The 23200-nt window shown below is 69.9% G+C and carries 27 protein-coding genes; 10 read left to right on the top strand and 17 right to left on the bottom strand.

Going from position 1 to position 23200, the window contains the following annotated elements:
- Positions 1 to 18 precede the first annotated feature (18 nt).
- From ACTMO_RS0104145 to ACTMO_RS0104125, 5 genes are all read left to right on the top strand, one after another.
- Positions 19 to 1230: a FecCD family ABC transporter permease gene (locus tag ACTMO_RS0104145; protein ID WP_019853404.1), complete on the top strand. Its 1212-nt coding sequence runs from the start codon at positions 19 to 21 to the stop codon at positions 1228 to 1230.
- A complete protein-coding gene (locus ACTMO_RS0104140) occupies positions 1230 to 2024 on the top strand; it encodes an ABC transporter ATP-binding protein (RefSeq protein ID WP_019853403.1) in 795 nt (264 codons plus the stop codon). The genes ACTMO_RS0104145 and ACTMO_RS0104140 overlap by 1 nt, the downstream gene beginning before the upstream one ends.
- Complete coding sequence (locus ACTMO_RS0104135) at positions 2021 to 3040, top strand: ABC transporter substrate-binding protein (RefSeq protein ID WP_019853402.1); 1020 nt, start codon at positions 2021 to 2023, stop codon at positions 3038 to 3040. The genes ACTMO_RS0104140 and ACTMO_RS0104135 overlap by 4 nt, the downstream gene beginning before the upstream one ends.
- Positions 3041 to 3129: 89 nt before the next feature.
- A complete protein-coding gene (locus tag ACTMO_RS0104130; RefSeq protein WP_019853401.1) occupies positions 3130 to 3639 on the top strand; it encodes a PH domain-containing protein in 510 nt (169 codons plus the stop codon).
- A complete protein-coding gene (locus tag ACTMO_RS0104125) occupies positions 3636 to 5273 on the top strand; it encodes a PH domain-containing protein (protein WP_019853400.1) in 1638 nt (545 codons plus the stop codon). Before ACTMO_RS0104130 ends, ACTMO_RS0104125 begins: the two co-directional genes overlap by 4 nt.
- Before the next feature lie 50 nt (positions 5274 to 5323).
- On the opposite strand, the gene ACTMO_RS22235 is transcribed toward ACTMO_RS0104125, so the two are convergent.
- From ACTMO_RS22235 to ACTMO_RS0104115, 3 genes are all read right to left on the bottom strand, one after another.
- Positions 5324 to 5542 carry a DUF397 domain-containing protein gene (locus tag ACTMO_RS22235; RefSeq protein ID WP_084792047.1) on the bottom strand — a complete coding sequence of 73 codons (219 nt, stop codon included), beginning with the start codon at positions 5540 to 5542 and terminating at the stop codon, positions 5324 to 5326.
- The gene (locus tag ACTMO_RS0104120) at positions 5543 to 6391 is read right to left on the bottom strand and encodes a helix-turn-helix domain-containing protein (protein WP_026448853.1); all 849 of its coding nucleotides are present in this window, start codon (positions 6389 to 6391) and stop codon (positions 5543 to 5545) included. It abuts the gene before it with no gap.
- 112 nt (positions 6392 to 6503) lie between these two features.
- On the bottom strand, positions 6504 to 8237 hold the full coding sequence (locus tag ACTMO_RS0104115; RefSeq protein ID WP_019853398.1) for a pyruvate dehydrogenase: 1734 nt from the start codon (positions 8235 to 8237) through the stop codon (positions 6504 to 6506).
- 238 nt (positions 8238 to 8475) lie between these two features.
- Here ACTMO_RS0104115 and ACTMO_RS22790 point away from each other — a divergent pair, with 238 nt between their 5' ends.
- Together ACTMO_RS22790 and bcp are read left to right on the top strand one after the other, a co-directional pair.
- A complete protein-coding gene (locus ACTMO_RS22790; RefSeq protein ID WP_019853397.1) occupies positions 8476 to 8646 on the top strand; it encodes a hypothetical protein in 171 nt (56 codons plus the stop codon).
- 28 nt (positions 8647 to 8674) lie between these two features.
- Positions 8675 to 9142 carry a thioredoxin-dependent thiol peroxidase gene (gene bcp, locus ACTMO_RS0104105; RefSeq protein ID WP_019853396.1) on the top strand — a complete coding sequence of 156 codons (468 nt, stop codon included), beginning with the start codon at positions 8675 to 8677 and terminating at the stop codon, positions 9140 to 9142.
- Positions 9143 to 9322: 180 nt separating this feature from the next.
- On the opposite strand, the gene ACTMO_RS0104100 is transcribed toward bcp, so the two are convergent.
- The 13 genes from ACTMO_RS0104100 to clpS form a co-directional block, all read right to left on the bottom strand.
- Positions 9323 to 10081, bottom strand: a complete 759-nt coding sequence (locus tag ACTMO_RS0104100; protein WP_019853395.1) for a sulfite exporter TauE/SafE family protein — start codon at positions 10079 to 10081, stop codon at positions 9323 to 9325.
- A 109-nt stretch (positions 10082 to 10190) separates the two neighbouring features.
- A complete protein-coding gene (gene rdgB / locus ACTMO_RS0104095; protein ID WP_019853394.1) occupies positions 10191 to 10796 on the bottom strand; it encodes an RdgB/HAM1 family non-canonical purine NTP pyrophosphatase in 606 nt (201 codons plus the stop codon).
- Positions 10793 to 11548: a ribonuclease PH gene (rph, locus tag ACTMO_RS0104090; protein ID WP_026448852.1), complete on the bottom strand. Its 756-nt coding sequence runs from the start codon at positions 11546 to 11548 to the stop codon at positions 10793 to 10795. Before rph ends, rdgB begins: the two co-directional genes overlap by 4 nt.
- 55 nt (positions 11549 to 11603) lie before the next feature.
- Complete coding sequence (locus ACTMO_RS0104085; protein ID WP_019853392.1) at positions 11604 to 12023, bottom strand: Imm1 family immunity protein; 420 nt, start codon at positions 12021 to 12023, stop codon at positions 11604 to 11606.
- A gap of 117 nt (positions 12024 to 12140) precedes the next feature.
- Positions 12141 to 12911 carry an MBL fold metallo-hydrolase gene (locus ACTMO_RS0104080; RefSeq protein ID WP_019853391.1) on the bottom strand — a complete coding sequence of 257 codons (771 nt, stop codon included), beginning with the start codon at positions 12909 to 12911 and terminating at the stop codon, positions 12141 to 12143.
- On the bottom strand, positions 12908 to 13729 hold the full coding sequence (gene murI / locus ACTMO_RS0104075; RefSeq protein WP_019853390.1) for a glutamate racemase: 822 nt from the start codon (positions 13727 to 13729) through the stop codon (positions 12908 to 12910). Before murI ends, ACTMO_RS0104080 begins: the two co-directional genes overlap by 4 nt.
- The gene (locus ACTMO_RS0104070; RefSeq protein WP_019853389.1) at positions 13726 to 14364 is read right to left on the bottom strand and encodes a rhomboid family intramembrane serine protease; all 639 of its coding nucleotides are present in this window, start codon (positions 14362 to 14364) and stop codon (positions 13726 to 13728) included. Before ACTMO_RS0104070 ends, murI begins: the two co-directional genes overlap by 4 nt.
- Before the next feature lie 134 nt (positions 14365 to 14498).
- A complete protein-coding gene (locus tag ACTMO_RS0104065) occupies positions 14499 to 15449 on the bottom strand; it encodes a PLP-dependent cysteine synthase family protein (RefSeq protein WP_019853388.1) in 951 nt (316 codons plus the stop codon).
- 132 nt (positions 15450 to 15581) lie between these two features.
- Positions 15582 to 15860, bottom strand: coding sequence for a MoaD/ThiS family protein (locus ACTMO_RS0104060; RefSeq protein WP_026448851.1), 279 nt, complete (start codon positions 15858 to 15860; stop codon positions 15582 to 15584).
- Positions 15861 to 15944: 84 nt separating this feature from the next.
- Complete coding sequence (locus ACTMO_RS0104055; protein ID WP_026448850.1) at positions 15945 to 16400, bottom strand: M67 family metallopeptidase; 456 nt, start codon at positions 16398 to 16400, stop codon at positions 15945 to 15947.
- 92 nt (positions 16401 to 16492) lie between these two features.
- On the bottom strand, positions 16493 to 17554 hold the full coding sequence (locus ACTMO_RS0104050) for a P1 family peptidase (RefSeq protein WP_019853385.1): 1062 nt from the start codon (positions 17552 to 17554) through the stop codon (positions 16493 to 16495).
- Between the two features lie 56 nt (positions 17555 to 17610).
- Positions 17611 to 18174, bottom strand: a complete 564-nt coding sequence (locus ACTMO_RS0104045) for a DUF2017 domain-containing protein (protein WP_019853384.1) — start codon at positions 18172 to 18174, stop codon at positions 17611 to 17613.
- Positions 18175 to 18190: 16 nt separating this feature from the next.
- Positions 18191 to 18484, bottom strand: coding sequence for an ATP-dependent Clp protease adapter ClpS (clpS, locus tag ACTMO_RS0104040; protein WP_019853383.1), 294 nt, complete (start codon positions 18482 to 18484; stop codon positions 18191 to 18193).
- 71 nt (positions 18485 to 18555) lie between these two features.
- Here clpS and ACTMO_RS0104035 point away from each other — a divergent pair, with 71 nt between their 5' ends.
- The 3 genes from ACTMO_RS0104035 (at position 18556) to ACTMO_RS0104025 (ending at position 22744) form a co-directional block, all read left to right on the top strand.
- Positions 18556 to 19857 (top strand): nicotinate phosphoribosyltransferase, encoded by a 1302-nt coding sequence (locus ACTMO_RS0104035; RefSeq protein WP_019853382.1) that lies wholly within the window; start codon positions 18556 to 18558, stop codon positions 19855 to 19857.
- Between the two features lie 81 nt (positions 19858 to 19938).
- The gene (locus ACTMO_RS0104030; protein WP_026448849.1) at positions 19939 to 20499 is read left to right on the top strand and encodes an isochorismatase family protein; all 561 of its coding nucleotides are present in this window, start codon (positions 19939 to 19941) and stop codon (positions 20497 to 20499) included.
- Positions 20500 to 20737: 238 nt separating this feature from the next.
- Complete coding sequence (locus ACTMO_RS0104025) at positions 20738 to 22744, top strand: helicase C-terminal domain-containing protein (RefSeq protein WP_033401701.1); 2007 nt, start codon at positions 20738 to 20740, stop codon at positions 22742 to 22744.
- Positions 22745 to 22817: 73 nt separating this feature from the next.
- Here the strand turns inward: ACTMO_RS0104025 and ACTMO_RS20265 are convergent, their stop codons facing one another.
- The gene (locus ACTMO_RS20265; protein WP_019853379.1) at positions 22818 to 23102 is read right to left on the bottom strand and encodes a hypothetical protein; all 285 of its coding nucleotides are present in this window, start codon (positions 23100 to 23102) and stop codon (positions 22818 to 22820) included.
- Between the last annotated feature and the right edge of the window lie 98 nt (positions 23103 to 23200).

Here is a 23200-nt window from a genome sequence, read left to right as displayed (position 1 = left end):
CAGAAAGGCACCGGCGTTGTGCGACACCACTCCGACTCGTCCGCTCCTCCGTCCACGGCGGAATCCGACTCGCCGGAGGACACGGCGGACCGGACACCGCTGAGTGTCCTCACCGCTCCGACGGAGGCCGGGAACCCGACAGAGCGGGAAACACCCGCCGAGGACCCGCCACGGCCGGGGACCGGGGAAGACCGGGAACGGACACGGCTGCCGCTGCTGTGCTCTCTGCTGACGGTACTGCTGCTGGCCTCGGTGGTCTGCGGCGTGGCCCTCGGTCCGACGAGCGTCCCGCTCGGCAAAACGGTCGAGCTGCTCTGGCAGGCGCTGCGTGGAGGTGTGATCCCGGCCGAGGACGCGGGCGTGTACTACATCGTCTGGGACGTGCGGCTGCCCAGGGTGCTGCTGGCCGCCGTGGTCGGAGCCGGACTCAGCGCCGTGGGCGTGGCCACCCAGGCGATGGTGCGCAACGCCCTGGCGGACCCCTTCGTGCTGGGAATCTCCTCGGGAGCCTCGGTGGGCGCCAGTGCCGTGGCACTGTACGGAGTGCTGGGGGCGCTGGGACTGTACGCACTGTCCACGGCCGCCTTCCTCGGGGCCCTGGCGGCCACCGTGCTGGTCTATCTGATCGCCCGCACCGCCGAGGGACTCACCCCACTGCGGCTGATCCTGACCGGAACGGCGATGTCCTACGGGTTCTCGGCCGTCACCACCCTGCTGGTGTTCCAGGCACCGAACGGCAACGCGGCCAAGTCCACGATGTTCTGGCTGCTCGGCAGTCTCGGCGGGGTCACCTGGAACTCGTTGCCCGTGGCCACGGTGGTTCTCGCCTGTGGACTGTGCTACCTGCTGCTGTCGGCCGAACGTCTCAACGCGCTGGCCATGGGAGACGAGACGGCCACGACTCTGGGGGTGGATCCGGGGCGGTTCCGGCGTGAACTGTTCGTACTGGCCGCGGCGGTCACGGGGGTGCTGGTCGCCGTCAGCGGGGCGGTCGGCTTCGTCGGCCTGATGCTGCCCCACCTGGCACGGCTGATGGTGGGAGCCGACCATCGCCGGGTCCTGCTGCTGGCCCCGCTGGCCGGAGCGGTGTTCCTGGTGTGGACGGACCTGCTCGCCAGGACGGTGGCCGCTCCCGAACAACTCCCCCTCGGTGTGATCACCGCGGCGATCGGCGTGCCCTGTTTCCTGCTGCTGATGCACCGCCGCAAGGCCACGTTGGGAGGTCGCTGATGGAACTGGAACTGGCGGGTGTCGGCGTGTCGGTGGCGGGTAAACGGCTCGTAGACGACGTGGACGTGCACGTCGGTGCGGGAAACCTCGTCGGTCTGGTCGGCCCCAACGGCAGCGGCAAGTCCACCACCCTGCGGTGTGTGTACCGCTCCCTGAGCCCCGAGCGGGGTGAGGTGCGGCTCGGAGGGGAGAACGTGACCGCGATGTCACTGCGGGAGAGCGCCCGCCGCATCGCCGCGCTCACCCAGGAGTCCCAGTCGGAGTTCGACTTCACCGTCGGCGAGGTCGTCGACATGGGAAACACCCCCCACCGTGTTTCCGAAAGGTCCGACCGGGCACGCGGGCGCAGCGCGGCGCTGCGGGCCGTGGGATGCGCGCATCTGGAGCAGCGCAGTGTGCTCTCGTTGTCCGGCGGCGAGAAACAGCGGGTGCTCATCGCCCGGGCGCTGGTGCAGCGACCGGAACTGCTGGTACTGGACGAACCGACGAACCACCTGGACGTCCGTCACCAGCTGGAGATGCTCTCCCTGGTGCGCAGACTGCGCCTGACCACCCTGACCGCACTGCACGACCTGAATCTGGCCGCGGCCTGGTGCGACCACGTCTACGTGCTCTGCCAGGGGCGCGTGGTGACGGGCGGCCCACCCACCGAGGTGCTCACCCCGGAGATCATCGGCGAGGTCTTCGGGGTCCGGGTGCACGTGGTCGACCACCCGGAGACACGTGCTCCCCAGCTGCTGTTCTCCCCCGTCGAGTCGGGGACGGATCCGTCGAAAGGACACCAGAGACCATGACCGTACTCCGGAACTCCCTGGTACGGGGAGTCTGTCTGCTGATGGCGGGAACGCTGCTCGGGGGGTGTGGGGCCCGCGTGGCCGAACGTTCCTCGGGAGAGGTGCCGGAACGCTTCCCCGTCACACTGACCAACTGCGGACACGAACGCACCTACCAACGGCCCCCGGAGAAGGTGGTCACCAACGACATCGGGATCACCGAGATCATGTTCGCCCTGGGGCTACAGGACCGCATGGCCGGTTACTTCCTGCGCGACGGCCAGCGCTCCGGGGTGCGGAGCTCGCCGTGGTCGGAGAGTTTCGAGAAGGTCCCGCACCTGGGCGAGGAGATCGACATGGAGGGAGTCCGCGCGGCGAACGCGGACATGGTCTTCGCCGGCTGGAACTACGGGTTCGGGGAGACGGCACGTTTCACTCCGGAGAGGTTGAGCGGAGAGGGGATCGACGCCTACGTGCTCAGCGAGTCCTGTCGCACCGGTTCCGGGGACAAACGCGGCATCATGCCCCCGCTGGAGGCGTTGTACACCGACATCCGCAACCTGGGTGAGCTGTTCGGGGTGCGGCAGCGGGCGGAGAAGCTCGTCTCCGAGTACGAGACCACGGTCGAGCGGGCCCAGCGGGACACGGGTGAACGCCCCACCGTCTTCCTGTACGACTCGGGGCGCAGCGAACCGGTCACCTCGGGCAACGGCGGCGCGGCCGACCAGATCATCGAGAAGGCCGGCGGCAGGAACGTCTTCCACGATCTCGACGACAGCTGGACCACGGTCAGTTGGGAAACGGTGCTGCGCGCCGACCCGGACGCCATCCTGATCAACGACTACGGGGACAGGACGTCCCGGGAGAAGATCGAGTTCCTGCGTAACCATCCCACCTTCTCCAAGATCGAGGCGGTCCGCGAGAACCGGTTCCTCACCCTGCCCTACGCGGCGCTCGTGGAGGGGCCACGCAACCCCTCGGCAGTGCGCAGGACGGCCGAGTTCCTGGACACCGTTCCCATCGACGAACAGGAGTGACGGTCCGGCCCGTCCGGGAGGGGACACCGGGATCCCGTCGGTGAGCTCCTGCCAGAATGTGGCCGCGACACAGCGGGTTCGGAGGGACGATGATCGACACTGGCAGCACCGGCGGTGCGGTGCGGCTGCGGCCGCCCCGCCACCGGGTCAGCCGACGCGCTCTCCCCTGGTGGGGCTGTCGCGCCGTGGGAGAGGTACTGGTCGTGTTGGCCGGGATGCTGCTGGCCGCGTGGTGGTTCTCGCTGTGGAGGGAGCTGTTCCTCCCGCTGTTGGTGGTCGCCGTCCTCGGATGCTGCTATGTGGTGGTCATGCCCTGGTGGCGCTACCGGGTGCACCGGTGGGAGACCACCGAGTCCGCCGTGTACACCGCCAGCGGGTGGATCAGCCGTGAATGGCGGGTGGCCCCGATGTCCAGGATCCAGACCGTGGACACCGCACGCGGACCCTTGCAGCGCGTTTTCGGGCTGTCCAGTGTGACCGTCACGACCGCCTCGGCAGCCGGGCCGCTGAGCATCGACGGGCTCGATCACCGGGTGGCCGCCGAACTGGCCGAGTTGCTGACCAGAACCACCCAGGCCACTCCGGGGGACGCCACGTGAGCGGGTCCGAGACCGACCGTGTCGAACACGAGGAGCACCCCGGCCGGCAGGACCTCTCCTGTTGGCAGCGGCTGTCCCCGCGAAGCGTGCTCGCCTCGTCCGGGATGTTGGCGGTGCCGCTGCTGACCGCGCTCGTGTTACGGGTGTCCACCTCCGAGGATCCGACGCGCGGGCTGTTCGAGGCCGCCGGCCTGCTGGCAGTGGCGGTTCTGGTGGTGGCCTCCGCCTGGTGGCGGTGGTTCTTCACCCGTTTCCGGGTCACCGAGCAGCGTTTCGAACTGCGTCAGGGCAATGTGGCCCGCAGTTTCCGGTCGATTCCCCGGGAACGCATCCGCAGTGTCGACCTGACCGCCCCGGTGTTGCACCGAGTGCTGGGACTGTCCGTGGTGCGCATCGGTACCGGACAACGGTCCGAGGGGGACTCCGAGCTCCGCCTGGACGCTCTGTCCACCCCGCGGGCCGAGCTGCTGCGTGAACTGCTGCTGCGGAAAGAACCGGCCACCTCCGACACGGAGGGCAGGGGAGCGGCCCCCCGTACGGAGACGCGAAGCGGTGTCGAACTGGCCGCGATGCGGCCCAGCTGGTACGGCTACAGCACCCTGACCGCCTCGCTGCTGCTGGTCACCTGGACCGCCCTCGCCTCGGCGCTGAGCAGTCTGAGTGACCTGTTGCGGGCGTTCGGAGCCACCTCGTGGGTGCTCGAACGGTTGCCCCACACGACGGAGCAGGCACTCTCCGGGGGCGCGCTGTGGGTGGGGGTGCTCGTGCTGCTGGGGGTGCTGCTGCTCGGCGGATGGCTCGGAGCCCTGGTGATCTCGGTGGAGATGTGGTGGGGATTCCGGCTCACCCTGGAGAACGAACACACGCTGCGGGTCCGGCGGGGACTGCTGACCACACGGGCGGTGTCGCTGGAGAAACGCAGGCTCCGTGGAGTGGAGCTGGCCGAGCCGTTGCTGCTCCGGGCCGCCCGTGGGGGCAGACTCGGCGCGGTGGCCACCGGCCTCGAATCGGGGGCTTCGGCCAGCGGGGACAACAAGGCGCTGCTGCCGCCCGCTCCGCGCCGGGTGGCGACCCGGATCGGTGCCGAGGTGCTCGACGGCAGGGTGGGGTTTCCGCCCGGGGAACGGCTGCGGGGACACCCCCGGGCGGCGTTGCGCCGGAGGATGGCACGGGCGGGGCTCGTGGTGGGCGGGGTACTGGCGGCGGGAACCACGGCACCTCTCCTCGGCCCACTGCCGTGGTGGTTCCCACCGGTGACGGCAGCCCTCGTGGCCGTGCCGGCCGTGTTGTTCGCCCGGGACGCCTACCGGAGTCTCGGACACGCGCTGTGTGGAGAGTTCCTGGTCACACGCTGGGGTACCGGGGTGCGCAGGACGGTGCTGTTGCAACGTGACGCGATCATCGGGTGGCGCCTCCGACAGTCGCCGCTGCAACGACTCTCCGGGGTGTTGACGCTTGCCGCCACCACGGCGGCCGGCAACGGCTGCTACGCGATCCGCGATGTGGACGGCGCCCGCGGGGTGGAGTTCGCCGAACGGGCCGTGCCCGGGCTGCTCGCCCCGTTCCTGGAGAGGCGGGACTCCGAGGACACGACACCCACCGGGGGCGAGAGGACCGCCCCTTCGGGGGAATGACCGCCCGTGTGGGACGGAACGCCACCCGTCCCACACCCGAGTGGAGGATCTCACCCCCGGCGGGAAGGCTGGTTCCTTCCGACACGTCCGGGAATTCCTTTGACCATGTCCAGAAACGCTTTCCACTGGGGGCGATCCACGGTCAGTTGACCGGCGGGACGGTTCTTGCTGTCCCGGAGGCCTATCCGACTCTCCGAGAATCCCACTTCGACGCACTGTCCCTGCCCCTGAGTGCGACTGCTACGACGCCATGAAAAGAATTCGAACATTTACAGTTCTCCTAGTCTTCCTCTGATCACGTCCAGCGACTCCCGCGGGTCGAAGGCGTGTTTGCGTAAATGATCCATCATGGCGTTGTAGTTCGACAGATCCTTCTCACTTTCGAGGTACAGACCTCCCGCGTGTGTTTCGAGGTAGACGATGTCCGGGTCCACACTCTCGGGGTAACGCAGAATGACGAAAGGTCCTATCTGGGCGGGATGGGCCCCCGCCTCCAACGGCATGACCTGGACGGTGATGTTCGGGTACTCGGCCAGCTCCAGCACGTGGTGCAGCTGGGAACGCAGCACCGACGCACCTCCCACCCTCCTTCGTAGGGCGGTCTCTCCGACCACGGCCCACAGTTCGAGCGGCTCGGTTCCGGTGATTCTGTGCTGCCGCCGTATCCGCAGTTCCGCCCTGCGACGAATCTCGTCCTCCGAGGCGTCGATCAGGGTTTCCTTCGTGATCGAGTAGGCGTATTCCTCGGTTTGCAGCAGACCGGGAACCGCCTCCAACTCGTAGGTGTACAGCGCCGAGGCCTCGGCCTCCAGTCCCACATAGGTCTCGTACCATTCGGGGAGGATGTCGCTGTAGGACTGCCACCAACCTCGTTTCCGCGCGTCCCGCGCCAGTTCGAGCAACTCCGGTTTGACGTGCTCCTCCACCTCGTAGAAATCCAGCAGTCTGGTCACGTCGTCGACCGTCGGGGACCGTTTCGCCGTCTCGAACCGTCCGATCTTGGCCTGGGTGCATCCCAGGTGTTCGGCTGCCTGCTGCTGGGTGACCCCCCGCGAGGTACGCAGTTTTCTCAACTCCGCCGCGAGTCTGCGGCGCCGGACTGTCGGGCTCCCTGTCATGTCCCCAGTCTGCTCATGTGAGCAGCACAACGTCACCACACTGTTACCGGTCGAACAGGACGAAACCGGCACTGCCGGGGGGAACCATCGAGGGGCAAGAACCCCGGGGACCTCAGCGTCCGGGAATGTTGCGCAGGTTGCTGCGTGCCAGACGGATCATCTTGCCCACCCCACCGGAGAGCACCGTCCTGCTCACGGCCAACGCGAAGCCCTTGACCTGGGCTCCGGTGATGTGCGGCGGCAGGGACAGGGCGTTCGGATCGGTCACCACGTCCACCACCGCCGGTCCCGGATGGGAGAAGGCGTCGTGCAGGGCCACCCGCACCTCGTCCGGACGGCGGACCCGCACCGAGTACAGCCCCAACGCCCCGGCTAGGGCGGCGAAGTCCACCGGTTCGTGGTCGGTGCCGTGGTCGGGCATCCCGTCCACCAGCATCTCCAGCTTCACCATGCCCAGCGAGGCGTTGTTGAACAGCACCACCTTGACCGGCAGCTCGTGCGTACGCAGGGTCAGCAACTCGCCGAGCAGCATGGCCAGTCCGCCGTCGCCGGCCATGGCCACCACCTGCCGGTCGCGGTCGGCGAACTGCGCCCCGACGGCGTGGGGCAGGGCGTTGGCCATCGAACCGTGGATGAACGAGCCGATCATCCTGCGCCGACCGTTCGGGGTGACATAGCGCGCGGACCAGACGTTGCACATCCCGGTGTCCACGGTGAACACCGCGTCCTCGGCCGCCACGTCGTCGAGGACGTCGGCCACGTACTCCGGATGGATGGGAACCTGGGTCTCCACGTCCCTGGTGTAGGCCTCCACCACCCGTTCGAGGATCTCGGCGTGTTCGCGCAGCATCCTGTCCAGGAACTCCCGGTCGGTCTTGGTGTTCAGGTGCGGCAGCACGGCACGCACGGTCTCGGCCACGTCACCCTGCACCGCGAAGTCCAGCACGGTGCGCCGCGCCAGGTGCGCCGGTTCGATGTCCACCTGAACAGTGTTGGCCTGGGGCAGGAAGTTGTCGTAGGGGAAGTCCGTTCCGAGCAGCACGAGCAGGTCGGCCCGGTGCATGGCCTCGTGACACGCGCCGTAGCCGAGCAGGCCGCTCATGCCCACGTCGAACGGGTTGTCGTACTGGATCCACTCCTTGCCACGCAGCGCGTGCCCCACCGGGGCCTTGAGGGTCTCGGCCAGCCGCATCACCTCGTCGTGGGCCCTGCCCGCCCCCGCCCCGCAGAACAACATCACCCGGTCGGCGGAGTTCAGTGCCTGGGCCAGTTGCAGCACCTGTGACTCCGGCGGCACCACGCTCGGAGGCTCACAGTGGACCCTTCCCTCTCCGGTGGGGTTCGCCGTGGAGCGTTCCGCCACGTCCCCCGGCATGACCAGCACCGACACCCCGCGCCTGCCCGCCGCGGTCTGTAGCGCGCTGCGCAGCAGGCGCGGCATCTGCTCCGGGTGGGAGAGCACCTCGCACAGATGGCTGCACTCGTTGAACATCCGTTCCGGATGGGTTTCCTGGAAGAAGCCGGTTCCTATCTGGGCCGAGGGGATCTGCGAGGCCAGTGCCAGCACGGGCGCGCCGCTGCGGTGCGCGTCGAACAGTCCGTTGATCAGGTGCAGGTTGCCCGGGCCGCAACTTCCCGCGCACACGGCCAGCCTTCCGGTGATCTGGGCCTCCGCCGCGGCGGCGAAGGCCGCGGCCTCCTCGTGGCGCACGTGCACCCACTCGATGCCGTCGGTGCGTCTGACCGCGTCCACGACGGGGTTGAGGCTGTCCCCCACGATGCCGTAGATCCGCCGCACCCCTGCTTCGACGAGTATCTCGATGAACTGGTCGGCCACTGTCGGCATCGCTGCTCCCACGACGAGGGTCCTGTTGGTGCTCGGATGGCGGGGCCTGTCGAGGCGTTCGACGAAGGCTCCGGTTGGTGACCGTCGCCGCAGCGGCGCGGGGGCGCAACTCGAGAAGGACCTCGCGGCGAGCCCGCTCCCACCATTCCTCCTATCGAGGGATGAACGGTAACGATTCCGAACCGTTCGACGATCTTGTCCTCGAAAGACGAAAAACGATCATGCGAAGGGACCTGCGGTGAACGTCCGCGTTTACACGTTGTCCGCCATAGCGGTGACGCTCTCCGCCGCCGCGGGGTTGTGGTTCGGAGCCGTTCTCGCCACCACCGATTTCGACGCGGAACGTGCCGGTTCCGAGCCAGCTCCCGAAGCGGCGGTGGTCTCCGAGGTGCGGGGACCCACACCGTGACCACAGGGTCATGGGCTAGCGTCGGGACATGACGGAAAAACTCTCCCCGGGCGACCTCGCCCCGGACTTCACCCTGTCCGACGCCGACGACAACCCCGTGACCCTGTCCAGCTACCGGGGTAGTCCGGTGGTCGTGTACTTCTACCCTGCCGCCGGAACCCCCGGTTGCACCACGGAGGCCTGCGACTTCCGGGACAGTCTGGCCGACCTGGAGGGGGCCGGTTTCGCGGTGCTCGGTGTCTCGCCGGACAAACCGGCCAAGCTCGCCGAGTTCCGCGACTCCGAGGGGCTCACCTTCCCCCTGCTGTCCGATCCGGACCACACGGTCATGACCCGCTGGGGAGCCTACGGCGAGAAGAACAACTACGGCAAGATCGTGCAGGGCGTGATCCGCTCGACGTTCGTGGTCGACGCCGAAGGCCGTGTCCAGCAGGCGATGTACAACGTCAAGGCGACCGGCCACGTCGACCGGTTGCGTCGTGAGATCGGGGTCTGAACGAATCGTTCGACCTCCGGTTTCGCAGCGGGGCCCGTTCCCGGCGCGGGCCCGACACGCACTCGGTTCCTCCCTCACCCGGCACGGTGACCGGGTTTCCCGAACAGCCCGCCCAGCGGCCTCACGCGGCCTCCCCTCCTCGCCGCTCCGGACCGGACGGGCACCGGCCCCGGACGACGACTAGTCCAACGCCATGTAGAGCGCCACAGCCGCCGCGATCACCACCACCGTCCAGCGCAGGGCCGCGGCGGGAAGACGCCGGGCGAGCCTGCCCCCGACCATTCCCCCGAGCAACGTGGTGGGCACCAAAGCAGCGACGGCGGCCCAGTCCACCGGAGCGAGCAACGCGTAGACCACGACGGTGACCAGGCTGCCGAGCAGTCCCAACAGGTTCTTGGCCGCGTTGAGCGTGCTCAGGGCGGCGTTGGCGGTCAGCACCAGGACGACCACGAGGATGATGCTGCGTGCCCCGCCGAAGTACCCGCCGTACACCGAGGCGAGGAAGATCCCGGCGGTGAGCAGCACGCTCCTGTCCGGGCCGTGTTGGTCGGGGTTGCCGATCCACCGGCGGATACGGCCCTGGAAGGCCATCAACACGGCCGACAGTCCCACGAGCGCGGGAACCACGGCGTCGAACACCGCGCCGGGAAGGCTGAGCAGCAGGGCGCACCCTCCGAGGGAACCGAGCAGGGCCGCCACGGAGATCGGAACCAGTCGACGCCCGTTGGCGCGCAGATCCCCCCGCTGACTGAACACGGCACCCACGAACCCGGGGAACTGGGCCACCGCGTTGGTCACGTTCGCCGCCAGCGGAGGCAGCCCCGTGCCGAGCAGCGCCGGGAACACCAGCAGTGAGCCGCCACCGGCGACGGCGTTGACACAGCCGGACACGAACCCGGCGAGCGCGAGCAGTCCCAGTTCCAGCCATTCACCCAGCACGGCGGAAACCTAGCGATCCGCTCGGGGGCTTCCCACCTCGGGGAGGGAATTGTCACAACCACCCGGCACGAGCCCCTCTGACGCGCGCCCTACGGGGACGTCTCCGCGCTCACCCCGCCAAGACACGCAGGTGCGGCAGCAGCTCACGCAGCGCGCGCCCCCGGTGCGAGTCCGCGTCCTTCTCCGCCGAGGACAACTCGGCCGAGGTACGGCTCTCCCCCTCGGGCACGAAGATCGGATCGTAGCCGAAACCGTTGGTTCCGCGGGGCTCGCGCACGATACGACCCGGCCAGGTGCCACGCACCACGGTCTCCGAGCCCTCCGGGGTGACCAGGGCGGCGGCGGCCACGAAGGCCGCGCCGCGCCGCTCGTCGGGCACGTCCCGCAGCTGCCCCAGCACCAGCTCCAGGTTGGCCTGGTCGTCACCGTGTCCGCCCGCCCAGCGGGCCGAGAGCACCCCGGGCATCCCGTTGAGCGCGTCCACGCTCAGCCCCGAGTCGTCGGCCACGGCGGGCAGTCCGGTGGCCCGGACCGCGTCGGTGGCCTTGGCCAGCGCGTTCTCCTCGAAGGTGGCCCCGGTCTCGGGGGCCTCCGGGAACTCCGGCACGGCGTCGAGGCCGACCACCTCGACGCCGCCCACCCCGGCGTCGTCGAGGATGCGGCGCAGCTCGACCAGCTTCTTCGCGTTGCGGGTGGCCAGCAACAACCTGCTCATGCGGCACTCCCCGGCAACCGTCCCGGGTACGGCTCGGCCAGCGCCTCGGTCTGCAACTCGCACAACCGCGTGGAACCGGCCAGCGCCACGTCCAGCATCCGGTCCAGCGTGGAACGCGGGAAGGTCGCCCCCTCGCCGGTGCCCTGCACCTCCACGAAGGTTCCGTGATCGGTGGCCACCACGTTCATGTCCACCTCAGCCCGGGAGTCCTCCTCGTAGGGCAGGTCCAGCCGCACCCGACCGTCGACGACCCCCACGCTGACGGCCGAGACCGCGCAGGACAGCGGTTTCGGGTCGGACAGTCGTTTGGCGGCCCGCAACCAGGTGACCGCGTCGGCCAGCGCCACATAGGCCCCGGTGATCGCGGCCGTGCGCGTTCCCCCGTCGGCCTGGATCACGTCGCAGTCCAGCGTGACGGTGTTCTCCCCCAGCGCGCTCATGTCGATGCAGCTGCGCAGCGAACGCCCGATCAACCTGCTGATCTCGTGTGTGCGTCCCCCGATCTTTCCCTGGACCGACTCGCGCACCCCACGCGTGTTCGTCGCGGAAGGCAGCATCGCGTACTCGGCCGTCACCCAGCCCAGACCGGAGCCGGCGCGCCAGCGCGGCACTCCCTCCTGCACACTGGCCGCACACAGCACCCGCGTGCGGCCGAACTCCACCAGTACCGACCCGGCGGGCCACTCCTGGTATCCCCGGGTGATGCGCACGTCCCTGAGTTCGTCGTCGCTCCTGCCGTCAGCTCTAGCCACGCGCCCCACCCTAGAACGTGGCCCGGTCACGCCGGACACCGGCGGAGGGTCCGGTTCACTCCTCCACCACCACCCATTCGAGCGAGGAAGGGCGTCGTCCCGTGGTCAGGAACTCCCGCAGTGCCTCGGCCAGCGCCTCCGGCCGTAGCCCGCTTCCGGCGGGAAAGGCCACGTCCGACTCGGACACGGCCGGGGACTCCGGTTCACCGACGGGCACGGCCAGGTCGTGTTCCACGTCGATGTAACTCAGATAGCCGTACCCCTCGCGGACGAGCACGCACACGTCGTGGTCGAGCATCTCGCTGCCCTCCTCGACGGGCTCCCTCCGCTCGTGCCACACCGTGGCCGCTCCCGCGGCGGGCTCGGCCAACCGGGAGACCAGCCCGTCCACCTCCTCCGGCTCGGTCAGGGTCAGACCGTCACCGTCGTTCGGGTCGTCCGGAGAGTCGATCGGCCACACCGCCGTGATCGTCATCACGCCCCCACCAGGATCCCTCGGATCGTCACTGTCCTCGCACCGCCCGCGGCGGGAGGACAAGTGTCGCACCCGGCGAACTCCGTCGGCGCGGCCACGGGTGCCGGTGGCGGGGGCTCACACCCGGTACGTCTCGCCCGCCGCCACCACGTCGACCGGCACCGAGGTGTGCTCCCGAGCCTCGGCGTGGATCGCCTCCCCGTCCGACCAGGGTTGCAGGTGGGTCAGCAGCAGCCTCCCCACCGCGCCCTTCTCGGCCACCTCGGCGGCCTGCCTGCCGGACAGGTGCAGCCCGTCCGGGTGTTCCGGGGAGTCCGGCCAGGAAGCCTCGGCCAACAGCACGTCCGCGCCGTCGGCCAGCTCGTCGAGCCTCCCGCAGGGGCCGGTGTCGGCGGTGTAGGCCAGCACCCTGCCCTCGGCGGTCACCCGGAACCCCCAGCTGGGGCAGACGTGCTCCAGCGGGAACGCCGTGATCTCGAACGGCCCCACCCGAACGGGGACTTCCGGCACCGCTCGGAAGTCGAACACGTCCGAGAGGTCGGTGGTGGCTCGTTCGGCCGCGTTCGACGCGTACAGGGCGGCCAGCCGGTCCGGGGCCTCCGGGGGAGCGAACACGGGAAGTCGTCGCTCACGCGGATCGTACGGCGGGACGGGATGGTAGCGGCGCAGCACGGTCAGCGCGCCGAAGTCCGCACAGTGGTCGGGGTGCAGGTGGGACAGCAGCAGCGCCTCCGGCCGGAAGGGGTCGACGAACCGCTGCAGCGTCCCCAGCGTGCCGTTGCCCAGGTCCAGCAGCACACCGGTGTCACCGGACTCCACCAGGTACCCCGAGGCGGGGGTGGTGGGGCCCGGGATGCTGCCGGAACAACCGAGGATCGTCAGCTTCACACAGCCGAGCGTGACACGTCCGCCGGCAACGCAACATCGGATGTGACGGACGGCCCGAGAAAACGCCGGGCGAGTCGGGCGAAGGGCTCGGCCGACCCGGTGGCCCGGAACTCGTGTCTCGGCGGCTCGGCGGAGTCGGGTTCGGCCAGCAGGTCCCGCTCGGTGAGCACGCGCACCACGTCCTTGGCGGTCTCCTCGGCGCTGGAGACCAGCGTCACCTGCTCGCCCATGACGATCTGCAACACTCCGCTCAGCAGGGGGTAGTGGGTGCAGCCCAGCACCAGGGTGTCGACGTCGGCGCGCTGCAACGGATCCAGGTAGGCCTGCACCAACCCGAGGATCTGGCGCCCCGAGGTGGTTCCGCGCTCCACGAAGTCCACGAACCGCGGGCAGGCCACGGTGTGCGGCCGCACCCCCGGAACCGCGGCGAGGGCGTCCTCGTAGGCACGGGAGCGCACGGTGGCACTCGTGCCGATCACCCCCACGTTCCCGTTGCGGGTGGTGGCGGCGGCGCGGCGGGCGGCGGGCAGCACCACCTCCACCACGGGGATGTCGTAGCGCTCCCGCGCGTCCCGCAGGCAGGCCGCCGAGGCCGTGTTGCAGGCGACGACCAGCATCTTCACCCCCTCCTCCACGAGGGAGTCGGCCACCGCGAGGGCGTGTCGCCGCACCTGGTCGATCGGCAGCGGCCCGTAGGGACCGTGGGCGGTGTCGCCCACGTAGCGCACCCGTTCGGCGGGCAGTTGGTCCATGATCGCGCGGGCCACGGTCAGACCCCCCACGCCGGAGTCGAAGATCCCGATCGGTGCTTGGGTCACGTTCCCAGTCTGCCGGGTGGGTTCCCGGGACGCTCCACACCGGCGGTGTGTCGACGGTCACCACGGGCCACCAGCCAGGCGGCCAGCATCCCTCCGAGCACCCCGAAAAGGTGCGCCTGCCAGGAGATCCCCTGCTGGCCGGGAAGCACTCCCCAGAGCATGCCGCCCCAGTAGAAGAACAGCACCACCGCCACCAGGATCTGGCCCGGACTGCCGGTGAAGAAACCGCGCACCAGCAAAAACATCAGCCATCCGAAGGCGATGCCGGAGGCACCCAGGTGCGTGGTGGTCTCCCCGCCGAACAACCAGGTTCCGAGTCCGCCGACCAGCCAGACCACCGCGGTGACCGCCACGAACTGGCGCGTCCCCCCGGCCATGCACAACCAGCCCAGCACCAGCAGCGGCAGCGTGTTGCCGATCAGGTGTCCCCAGCCCGCGTGCAACAGCGGAGCCCAGAGGATGCCGTCCAGCCCGTCCACGTCGCGGGGTTGGATGCCGTTGGCGTCCAGTCCGTTCACCCGTGGCGTGGGCGGGCCCACCTGGAAGAACAGCTGGTCGACCAGCTCCAGCAGGTACAGCAGGGCCACGAAGGAACACACCACCAGGGCAGCCCTGCCGGGGCGCGGCGGAATCACGCGGGGTTTCCGTCGCGGAGCGGGATGCGCGGAGGCCGAACTCACACCGCCGAGCCTACGCCGGGCGCCGAAACGGCGACCAGATCGGGAAGCATCGGGGAGCGGTCGATCACGTCACGGTTCACGGTCGGAGGTCAGGCCCAGAGCTGGCCGTCCAGCCGCTGTGCGGCCTCGTCGAGCGTGCCGCCGTAGGCTCCGGTGGACAGGTACTTCCACCCCGCGTCGGCCACCAGGAACACGATCTCGGCCGACTCCCCGGCGGCCACGGCCCGCTCGCCCACCGTCAGTGCGGCGTGCAGCACCGCCCCGGTGGAGATACCGGCGAAGATGCCCTCCTGCTCCAGCAACTGACGGGTGCGCCGCAGGGCGTCGTAGGACCCCACGGAGAACCGCCTGCTGAGCACGTCGGGGTCGTAGAGCTCGGGAACGAAGCCCTCGTCGAGGTTGCGCAGCCCGTAGACGAGCTCGCCGTAGCGGGGTTCGGCGGCGACGATCTGGGTGTCGGGATTGTGCTCGCGCAGCCGACGCCCCACCCCCACCAGTGTTCCCGTGGTGCCGAGTCCGGCGACGAAGTGCGTCACCCCGGGCAGGTCACGCAGGATCTCCGGGCCGGTCCCCCGGTAGTGTGCGTCGATGTTGGCCGAGTTCCCGTACTGGTACAGCATCACCCAGTCCGGGTTCTCCTCGGCGAGCTGTTTGGCCACGGCCACGGCCTGGTTGGAACCGCCCTCGGCCGGGGAGGAGATGATGCGGGCCCCGTAGGCCTGCAGGATCTGTCTGCGTTCCTCGGAGGTGTTCTCCGGCATCACGCACACCAGCCCGTACCCCTTCAGCGAGGCGGCCATGGCCAGGGAGATGCCGGTGTTGCCCGAAGTGGGTTCGAGGATCGTGCACCCCTGGGTGAGGGTGCCCTCCTTCTCCGCCGCCTCGATCATGGCCAGTGCCGGGCGGTCCTTGACCGAGCCGGTCGGGTTGCGGTCCTCCAGTTTCGCCCACAACCGCACGTCGGACGACGGCGACAACCGGGGCAGGCCGACCAACGGTGTGTCACCGAGGGTGTCCAGCAGCGAGTCGTAGCGGGCCACGTCGATCCCCTCTCCCGCGAGATACGGGTTCGTGCGAACTCCATCGGAAACGCCCGGGCGGAGCCCCGGTGGTGGCCTCCCTGGGACCGCCACGGCACCGGCGCCCGCACGGGCGTCCCCGGACGGAACTGTTCAGCGCGTACCGCCCGCGACGGCGGGCAGGATGGTCAGGTTGTCCCCGTCGGAGACCGTGGCGTCGAGCCCCCCGACGAAACGAACGTCCTCGTCGTTGACGTAGACGTTCACGAAGCGGTGCAGACCGCCGTCCTTGACCAGCCGGTCCTTGAGTCCCGAGTGCCTGGAGTCGAGGTCGTTGATGACCTCGGCCACGGTGTTGCCGTCGGCCTCCACCGACTTCTGCCCCCCGGTGTGACTACGCAGAATAGTCGGAATCGAAACACTGACTGCCATGGCGCAACCTCCTGTGAACCACACTGATTTCGCGACATCCACCCGACGACCACGACCGCGCGCCCTTCAGCGCGACGTGGGAGTTCAGCCTCGGTCGGGGACGTCGTCGCTGCCGGTGTGGGCGAACATGTAGGACTCGACGACCTCCACCGGCTCCTCGGTGACGACGCCGTCGACGATGCGGTAGGAACGCAGCTCGTATTCGTGCGGGTCCCTGGTGGACAGGAGCACGTAGTGCGCGTTGGGTTCGGAGGCGTAGGAGACGTCGGTCCGCGAGGGGTACGCCTCCGTGGCGGTGTGGGAGTGGTAGATCACCACCGGCTCCTCGTCGGCGGCGTCCATCGCCCGCCAGACCCGCAGTTGCTCGGTGGAGTCGAAACGGTAGAACGTCGGCGAACGTTCGGCGTTGGTCATCTCGATCACCCGTTCGGGGCGATCTGACCCCTCGGGGCCCGCCACCACACCACACGCTTCGTCCGGGTGGTCCCGTCGAGCATGCGCAACCATCGCATCCACGAGGTCGCGTCGGATCACCAGCACAGCCACCATCCTACGGGGTGAGTCACCGTGGTCCCATCATGTGAACCCGGTGAGCGGTCCTTTCACGGGTCGAAACGTCCCTCGACCGTGATTCATTCCCGTTCGGGATGGTAAAGGCGCCTGTAACAGGGCACCGCCGCCACCGACTCCGCCGCCAGCACCGCGTGCACGACGGAACGGGCGGTGACCTCGGCGGCGGCCGTGCACACCGCGTCCAGTTTCTCCACCCAACCGGCCTCACCCGCCGCCGGCGTTCCGGTGTTCTGCCCGGTGTCCAGGGCGAACACGGTGTCCCCGTCGGTCATGCCGTGGGCCGGACGCACCGCCCGGGCCACCCCGTCGTGGGCGGCCACGGCGATCCGGCGGCACTCGGGTTTGCCGAACCCCGCGTCGGTGGCCACCACACCGATCGTCGTGTTCAACGGACGGACGCCGGCGCCGGACCTGTCGGTGCGGACGTCCTGTCCCCGCGCCGCCTCGATTCGCTCCGTCGGGGGTGCGGGCAGGTCGAACTCGCCGGGCAGACCACTGGACAGCGCCCACGGCAGACCGGTGTCCGGACAGACCGTGCTTCCGGAGGAGTTCACGGCGGTCAGCGCCGCCACCCTGGTCCCGTCGGCGAGCACGACACTGGCGGTTCCCAGTCCGCCCTTGAGGGCTCCCGCCACCGCACCGGCACCGGCACCGACGTTGCCCTCCGCAAGTTCCTCCGAGGTTCGCGCCCGGCAGGCGGCGTATCCGAAGGTGGCGTCCGGCCGTCGTCCCCAGTCACCCATGGGCAGGTCGAACAGCACGGCCGCGGGCACGATCGGCACCACCTCGTGCGGTGTGGTGCCCACCCGCAGCCCGTGTCCCCGCTCGGCCAGCCAACGCATCACCCCGTCGGCGGCGGAGAGCCCGTAGGCGCTGCCTCCGCCGAGCAGGACCCCGTGGACCCGCTGGACCAGGTGGTCCGGGTCGAGCACGTCGGTCTCCCGCGTTCCGGGCCCGGCTCCCCGGACGTCGACCCCCGCCGCCGCCCCCTCGGGAGTGAGCACCACCGTGCTTCCGGTGGCCCAGCGCTCGTCGAGACGGTGGCGGTGGCCCACCGTCACCCCGGGCACGTCGGTGATGGCGTTGTGCGGTCCCGCACCGGGCGGGGGTGAATCGGCCATGACTGCCACCCCATCGGGCTCTCGTGGTCTCCGGGTCCGCCGGTCTCCGGAGCTGTTCAGGAGGTCAGGGCCTGGATCATGCTGTCCTGCACCCAGGTGAGCCACTGGTACACGTAGTAGTGCTCGCGCTGCAACTCGTCCCGCGGGGGCTCGTCCGGGAAGTCCTCGGAGATCCCCAGGGCCGTGCCGAGCGCGAGTCGTACGTCGTTGATCGCGGTGAGCCAACTGTCGGCCTGGTCCTCGGTCAGCGACACCGTCCCGCCCCGCTCGGGACAGGTCTCCAGCACGGTGGTCGCCACTCCGCTCTTGTGGTCGATCAGCTCGGGCTCGTGCAGCGAACGCAGTGCCCCAGCGGTGTCGGCCTCGCCGGTCTCCGGCTCGAACGTGTCCCTGTCGGAGCGGATGAAGTCCGGAAGCAGCCTGGCCAGCACGCCCTCCTCCGGCGGCGTGCTCGGCCCGGTGCGCATCCCGGTGAGTTCCGCCAGCTCGTCCTGGGGAGCCTGTTGTGCCCGGCCGGCGAGCATGTCCCTGATCTCCCCGACGAGTCCGCGGATCACGGCGGCCTCGTTCGGTTCGAGTTCGCTCACCAGCCGACCGTTGTCGCGTGTCCAATCCTGCACTGGGTTCGCTGTCCGTTCACGAGTCGTGCTGCATGGTCGCCCAGAGGCCCGCGGCGTGCAGTTTCGCCACGTCGCCCTCCACTTTCTCCCTGGAGCCCGAGGAGACCACCGCCCTGCCCTTGTGGTGCACGTCCAGCATGAGCTTGGTGGCGTGCTCCTGGCTGTAACCGAAGATCTTCTGCAACACGTAGGTCACGTACGACATCAGGTTGACCGGGTCGTTCCACACGATGGTCACCCACGGGCGCTCGGACGCGGCGGTCTCCTCCGGTTCGACCTGGGTGTTCTCCACTTCGGCGGGGGTGGTCATGCCTCCATTCTCACACGCCGCCACCGCCCGTTGGTGTCCACACGTCCCCCTCGGACACGTAGTCTCGCCCTATGAGCGATCCAGCCAGTACCGCGCTGCGCACCGACCACTACGAGCTGACCATGCTGAGCGGCGCACTGCGCGACGGCACCGCCGAACGCGAGTGCGTGTTCGAGGTCTTCACCAGGCGACTGCCGGACGGCCGCCGCTACGGGGTGGTCGGCGGCGTCGAACGGGTCCTGGAGGCCGTGGAGAACTTCCGTTTCGACGAGCCGACGCTGGAGGCCCTGGAACGCGAGCGGGTCTGCGACGAACGCACCCTGGAGTGGCTGCGGAACTTCCGGTTCACCGGCGACGTCGACGGCTACCCGGAGGGGGAGCTGTACTTCCCAGGTTCTCCGGTACTCACCGTGCGGGGGAGTTTCGCCGAGGCGGTGCTGCTGGAGACGGTGGTGCTGTCGATCCTCAACCACGACAGCGCCGTGGCGGCCGCGGCGGCGCGGATGTCCTCGGCCGCCAACGGCAGGCGGATCATCGAGATGGGCTCGCGGCGCACCCACGAGGAGTCGGCGGTGGCCTGCGCCCGCATCGCCTACCTCGCCGGGTTCACCGCCACCTCGAACCTGGAGGCGGGGGCGCGCTACGGGATTCCCACGGCCGGAACCTCGGCGCACTCGTTCACCCTGCTGCACGACAGCGAGCGGGAGGCCTTCGAGGCCCAGGTGGGCACGCTCGGGGCCAACACCACGCTGCTGGTGGACACCTACGACATCACCGAGGGGATCCGCACCGCCGTGGACGTGGCGGGCACCGAGCTCGGCGCGGTGCGCATCGACTCCGGGGACGTGGGGGTGCTGGCCCGGCAGGCGCGGGAACAGCTCGACGCGCTCGGTGCGACGGGCACGCGGATCGTGGTCTCCGGCGATCTCGACGAGTTCGCCATAGCGGGGCTGCGGGCCGAGCCGGTGGACGTGTACGGGGTGGGCACCTCCCTGGTGGTGGGATCGGGCGCCCCCACGGCGGGGATGGTGTACAAGCTGGCCGAGGTCGACGGCAGGCCGGTGGCCAAGCGCAGCTCGCACAAGGAGTCTCGCGGCGGGAGTAAGGCGGCGCTGCGCAGGCACAAGTCGACGGGCACCGCCCTGGAGGAAGTGGTCTTCCGCAACGGCCCCGGCTGCGAGCCGCCACCGGCGGGACCACACGACAGGTTCGTGCAGATCCCGCTGATCCGCGACGGTGAACGGGTCGAGGATCTTCCCGGTCTGGAGGACAATCGGCAGCGACTCCGGCACGCGCTGGTGAGCCTGCCCTGGGAGGGGCTCAAGCTGTCCGCCGGCGAACCGGCCGTGCCCACGGTGTTCGAGAACCACTGAGGACGAGCCGGTTCGACGGGGCGGGTGACCGAGCGCGACGGCAGCCGCGAGTCGACGGGATCCCACGGGAGGTGTGTGGCGATGGCCGAGGCCCTGATCGTCGTGGACGTGCAGAACGACTTCTGCGAAGGCGGCGCGCTGGCCGTGGAGGGTGGGGCGGAGATCGCCTCGCAGATCTCGCGGTATCTCACCTCCACCGACTACGACCACGTGGTGGCCACGCGGGACTACCACATCGATCCCGGTGAGCACTTCTCCGAGCACCCGGACTTCGTGACCTCCTGGCCGGTGCACTGCGTGGCCGGCAGCGCCGGGGCGGCCTTCCACCCCGAGCTGGACGTGGCACCGATCCAGGCGGTGTTCTCCAAGGGCCAGTACAGCCACGGCTACTCGGGTTTCGAGGGCAACGGGCTGGCCGAGTGGCTGTCGGCCGGGAACGTGCGTTCGGTGGACGTGGTGGGGCTGGCCACCGACCACTGTGTGCGGGCCACGGCGTTGGACGCGGCGGCGGCCGGTTTCGACACCCGGGTTCTGCTGGATCTCACGGCAGGGGTGTCGAGCGCGACGGTGGAACGTGCGCTGGAGGAGCTGCGCACCGCCGGGGTGAGCCTGTCCGGACAGCCGGTGGTCCGGTCGGGATGAGTCCGGCGGGGCGATCTCCGTCCCGGGAGGACACCACCCGGGGCGCGCGGGCGCTGCGGTAACGTCGGCGGACGTGTCGGCTTCCGCTCCCCACTGGTCCACTCCCGACGTGTTCGAACCCGACGGTTCCGAGTCGCTGCCCCCGGAACTGGCCGCCGAGGCCGACCGGGAACCGCGGGCGGCTCCCGTGGCGAGCGGAACGGCCGAGCGGACGCGGCAGGAGGCGGAGCCGGCTGATCTGGCCACCCTGTTGGCGGTGGCCGTGCGGGCCGTGGGTGGCGCGGAACGCGACGGGCAGCGGGCGATGGCCGAGGCGGTCGGCAACGCCATCGAGACCGGCGAGCACCTCGCCGTACAGGCCGGCACCGGCACCGGCAAGTCCCTGGCCTACCTGGTTCCCGCGCTGCGGCACGCGGTGGCCGCCCACACCACCGTGGTCGTCTCCACCGCCACCATCGCCCTGCAACAGCAGCTGGTCAACCGTGACCTGCCCCGGTTGGCCACGGCGCTGACCGAGGCACTGGGCCGCAGGCCCACTTTCGCCATTCTCAAGGGACGGCGCAACTACCTGTGTCTGAACCGGGTGCACGGCAACGCCCCCGAGGAGCCGGAGGAGGCGCTGTTCGACCGTTCGGCCGCCTCCGCCCTGGAACGCGAGGTGCGGCGGCTGCGCGAGTGGGCCTCGGAGACCGACACCGGTGACCGGGACGAGCTGGCACCCGGCGTGTCGGAACGCGCGTGGCGCCAGCTGTCGGTGAGCGCCAACGAGTGTCTGGGGGCACACCGCTGTCCGGTGGGCTCGGACTGTTTCGCCGAACGGGCCCGTGGCGAGGCGGGACGGGCGGACGTCGTGGTCACCAACCACGCGTTGCTGGCCATCGACGCGTTGGACGACCGGCCGGTGCTGCCGGAGCACGACGTGGTGGTGATCGACGAGGCCCACGACCTGGTGGACCGGGTGACCTCGGCCGCCGGTGGGGAGCTGTCCGCCTCGGCGGTGAAGCAGGCGGCCCGGCGATGCGGTCGTGCCGTGGACGAGGACGTGGCCGACCGGTTGAACGAGGCCGGGGAGGGTCTGGAGTTCGTGCTCGGCGAGTCCCCGGTGGGTAAGGTGGACGAACTCTCCGCCGAGCTCTCCGCGGCCCTGGCCGGGGTGCGCGACGCGGCCGCGGCCTGCGTGACCGCGCTGGGCCCGGAACACCGGGAGGACGCGGAGACGGGCAGCGTCCGCAAACTCGCGCTGGCCCCCACCCAGGAGGTCCACGACACGGCGGTACGGCTGCTCGACGCCTTCGACGAGCCGGAGGGCGAGCGGCGCGACGTGGTCTGGATCGGCACGGACGGCGGACGGGCGCCTTCGCTGAAGGTGGCTCCGCTGGGGGTGGGCGGACTATTGCGTCAGCGGTTGTTCGAGCAGCGCACCACCGTGTTGACCTCGGCGACGCTGGCCCTGGGAGGCTCCTTCGACACCTTGGCCGGGCAGTGGGGACTTCCGCCGCGGCGTTCGGCCGATCCGGCTCCCGACACCGCCACCGGCGCGGAGCCGCCCTCCGAGGGCGCCGCGCCGAGCTGGGTGGGGGTCGACGTGGGTTCCCCGTTCGACTACCCGCGCAGCGGCATTCTCTACGTGGCACGCCACCTGCCCCCGCCGGGACGGGACGGACTCCCGGAGTCCTATCTGGACGAGCTGGCCGAGCTGGTCACGGCCGCGGGCGGCCGCACTCTGGGACTGTTCTCCTCGATGCGCGCGGCCCGGCAGGCCTGTGACGAACTGCGGCGGCGACTGTCCACGCCGGTGTTGTGCCAGGGCGAGGACAGCACCTCGCAGTTGGTCGAGTCCTTCGCCGCCGATCCGCGCACCAGCCTGTTCGGCACCCTGTCGCTGTGGCAGGGAGTCGACGTGCCGGGGGAGTCGCTGCAACTGGTGGTGATGGACCGCATCCCGTTCCCCCGCCCGGACGATCCGTTGGCTTCGGCCCGACAGCGGGCGATCTCGGCGCGTGGCGGCAACGGTTTCATCACCGTGGCCGGTACCCACGCCGCCCTGCTGCTGGCCCAGGGCGCGGGGCGACTGCTGCGTTCCTCCGCCGACCGGGGGGTGGTGGCCGTGCTCGACCCGCGCCTGGCCACCGCGCGCTACGCCGGTTTCCTGCGTGCCTCGCTGCCCCCCTTCTGGAACACCTACGATCCCGAGGTGGTGCGCGGGGCGCTGCGCCGACTGGACGCGGCGGCCTCCGAGCGTTGAGAGCTCCCGAGCGATGTGGCAGGCCGGGCCCCACTCCCCCGAGGTTCCGAGGGGAACGGGACCTCGGGGCCGGTCACTGTCCGACGCCGGAGGCGGCCCGGTCGCTCTCGTGACGGCGGGCCGACTGCTCCGGCATGTCCGGGCGCGTCTGTTCCTCCAGCCGCAGAGCCACACCGAGGACGAAGAAGGTGGGAGCCCACTCTCCGATGAAGATGCCCCAGCGGTCCGCGCGGGCCAGACTCTCCCCCTGCAACCCTCGGGAGGCCGCCCAGGAGACCACCGAGAACAGGATCGAGGCCATCCCCGCCCCGAACATCTTGTCCGAATCCATTCCGTATTTGCGCAGCAACGACAGCATGGACCCACACCCTTTCCGATCACGTCGCCGCCCGAGAGGGTCCGGCGTTTCTCACGGTCTCCCCGAGGATTTCCCACACGGTTCCCGATAAACCCGGA

Origin of the sequence: Actinopolyspora mortivallis DSM 44261, from assembly GCF_000384035.1 — a bacterium.
Taxonomy (GTDB): domain Bacteria; phylum Actinomycetota; class Actinomycetes; order Mycobacteriales; family Pseudonocardiaceae; genus Actinopolyspora; species Actinopolyspora mortivallis.
Note: the sequence above shows the minus strand (reverse complement) of the source record. Positions and strands in the feature narration are given on the sequence as shown.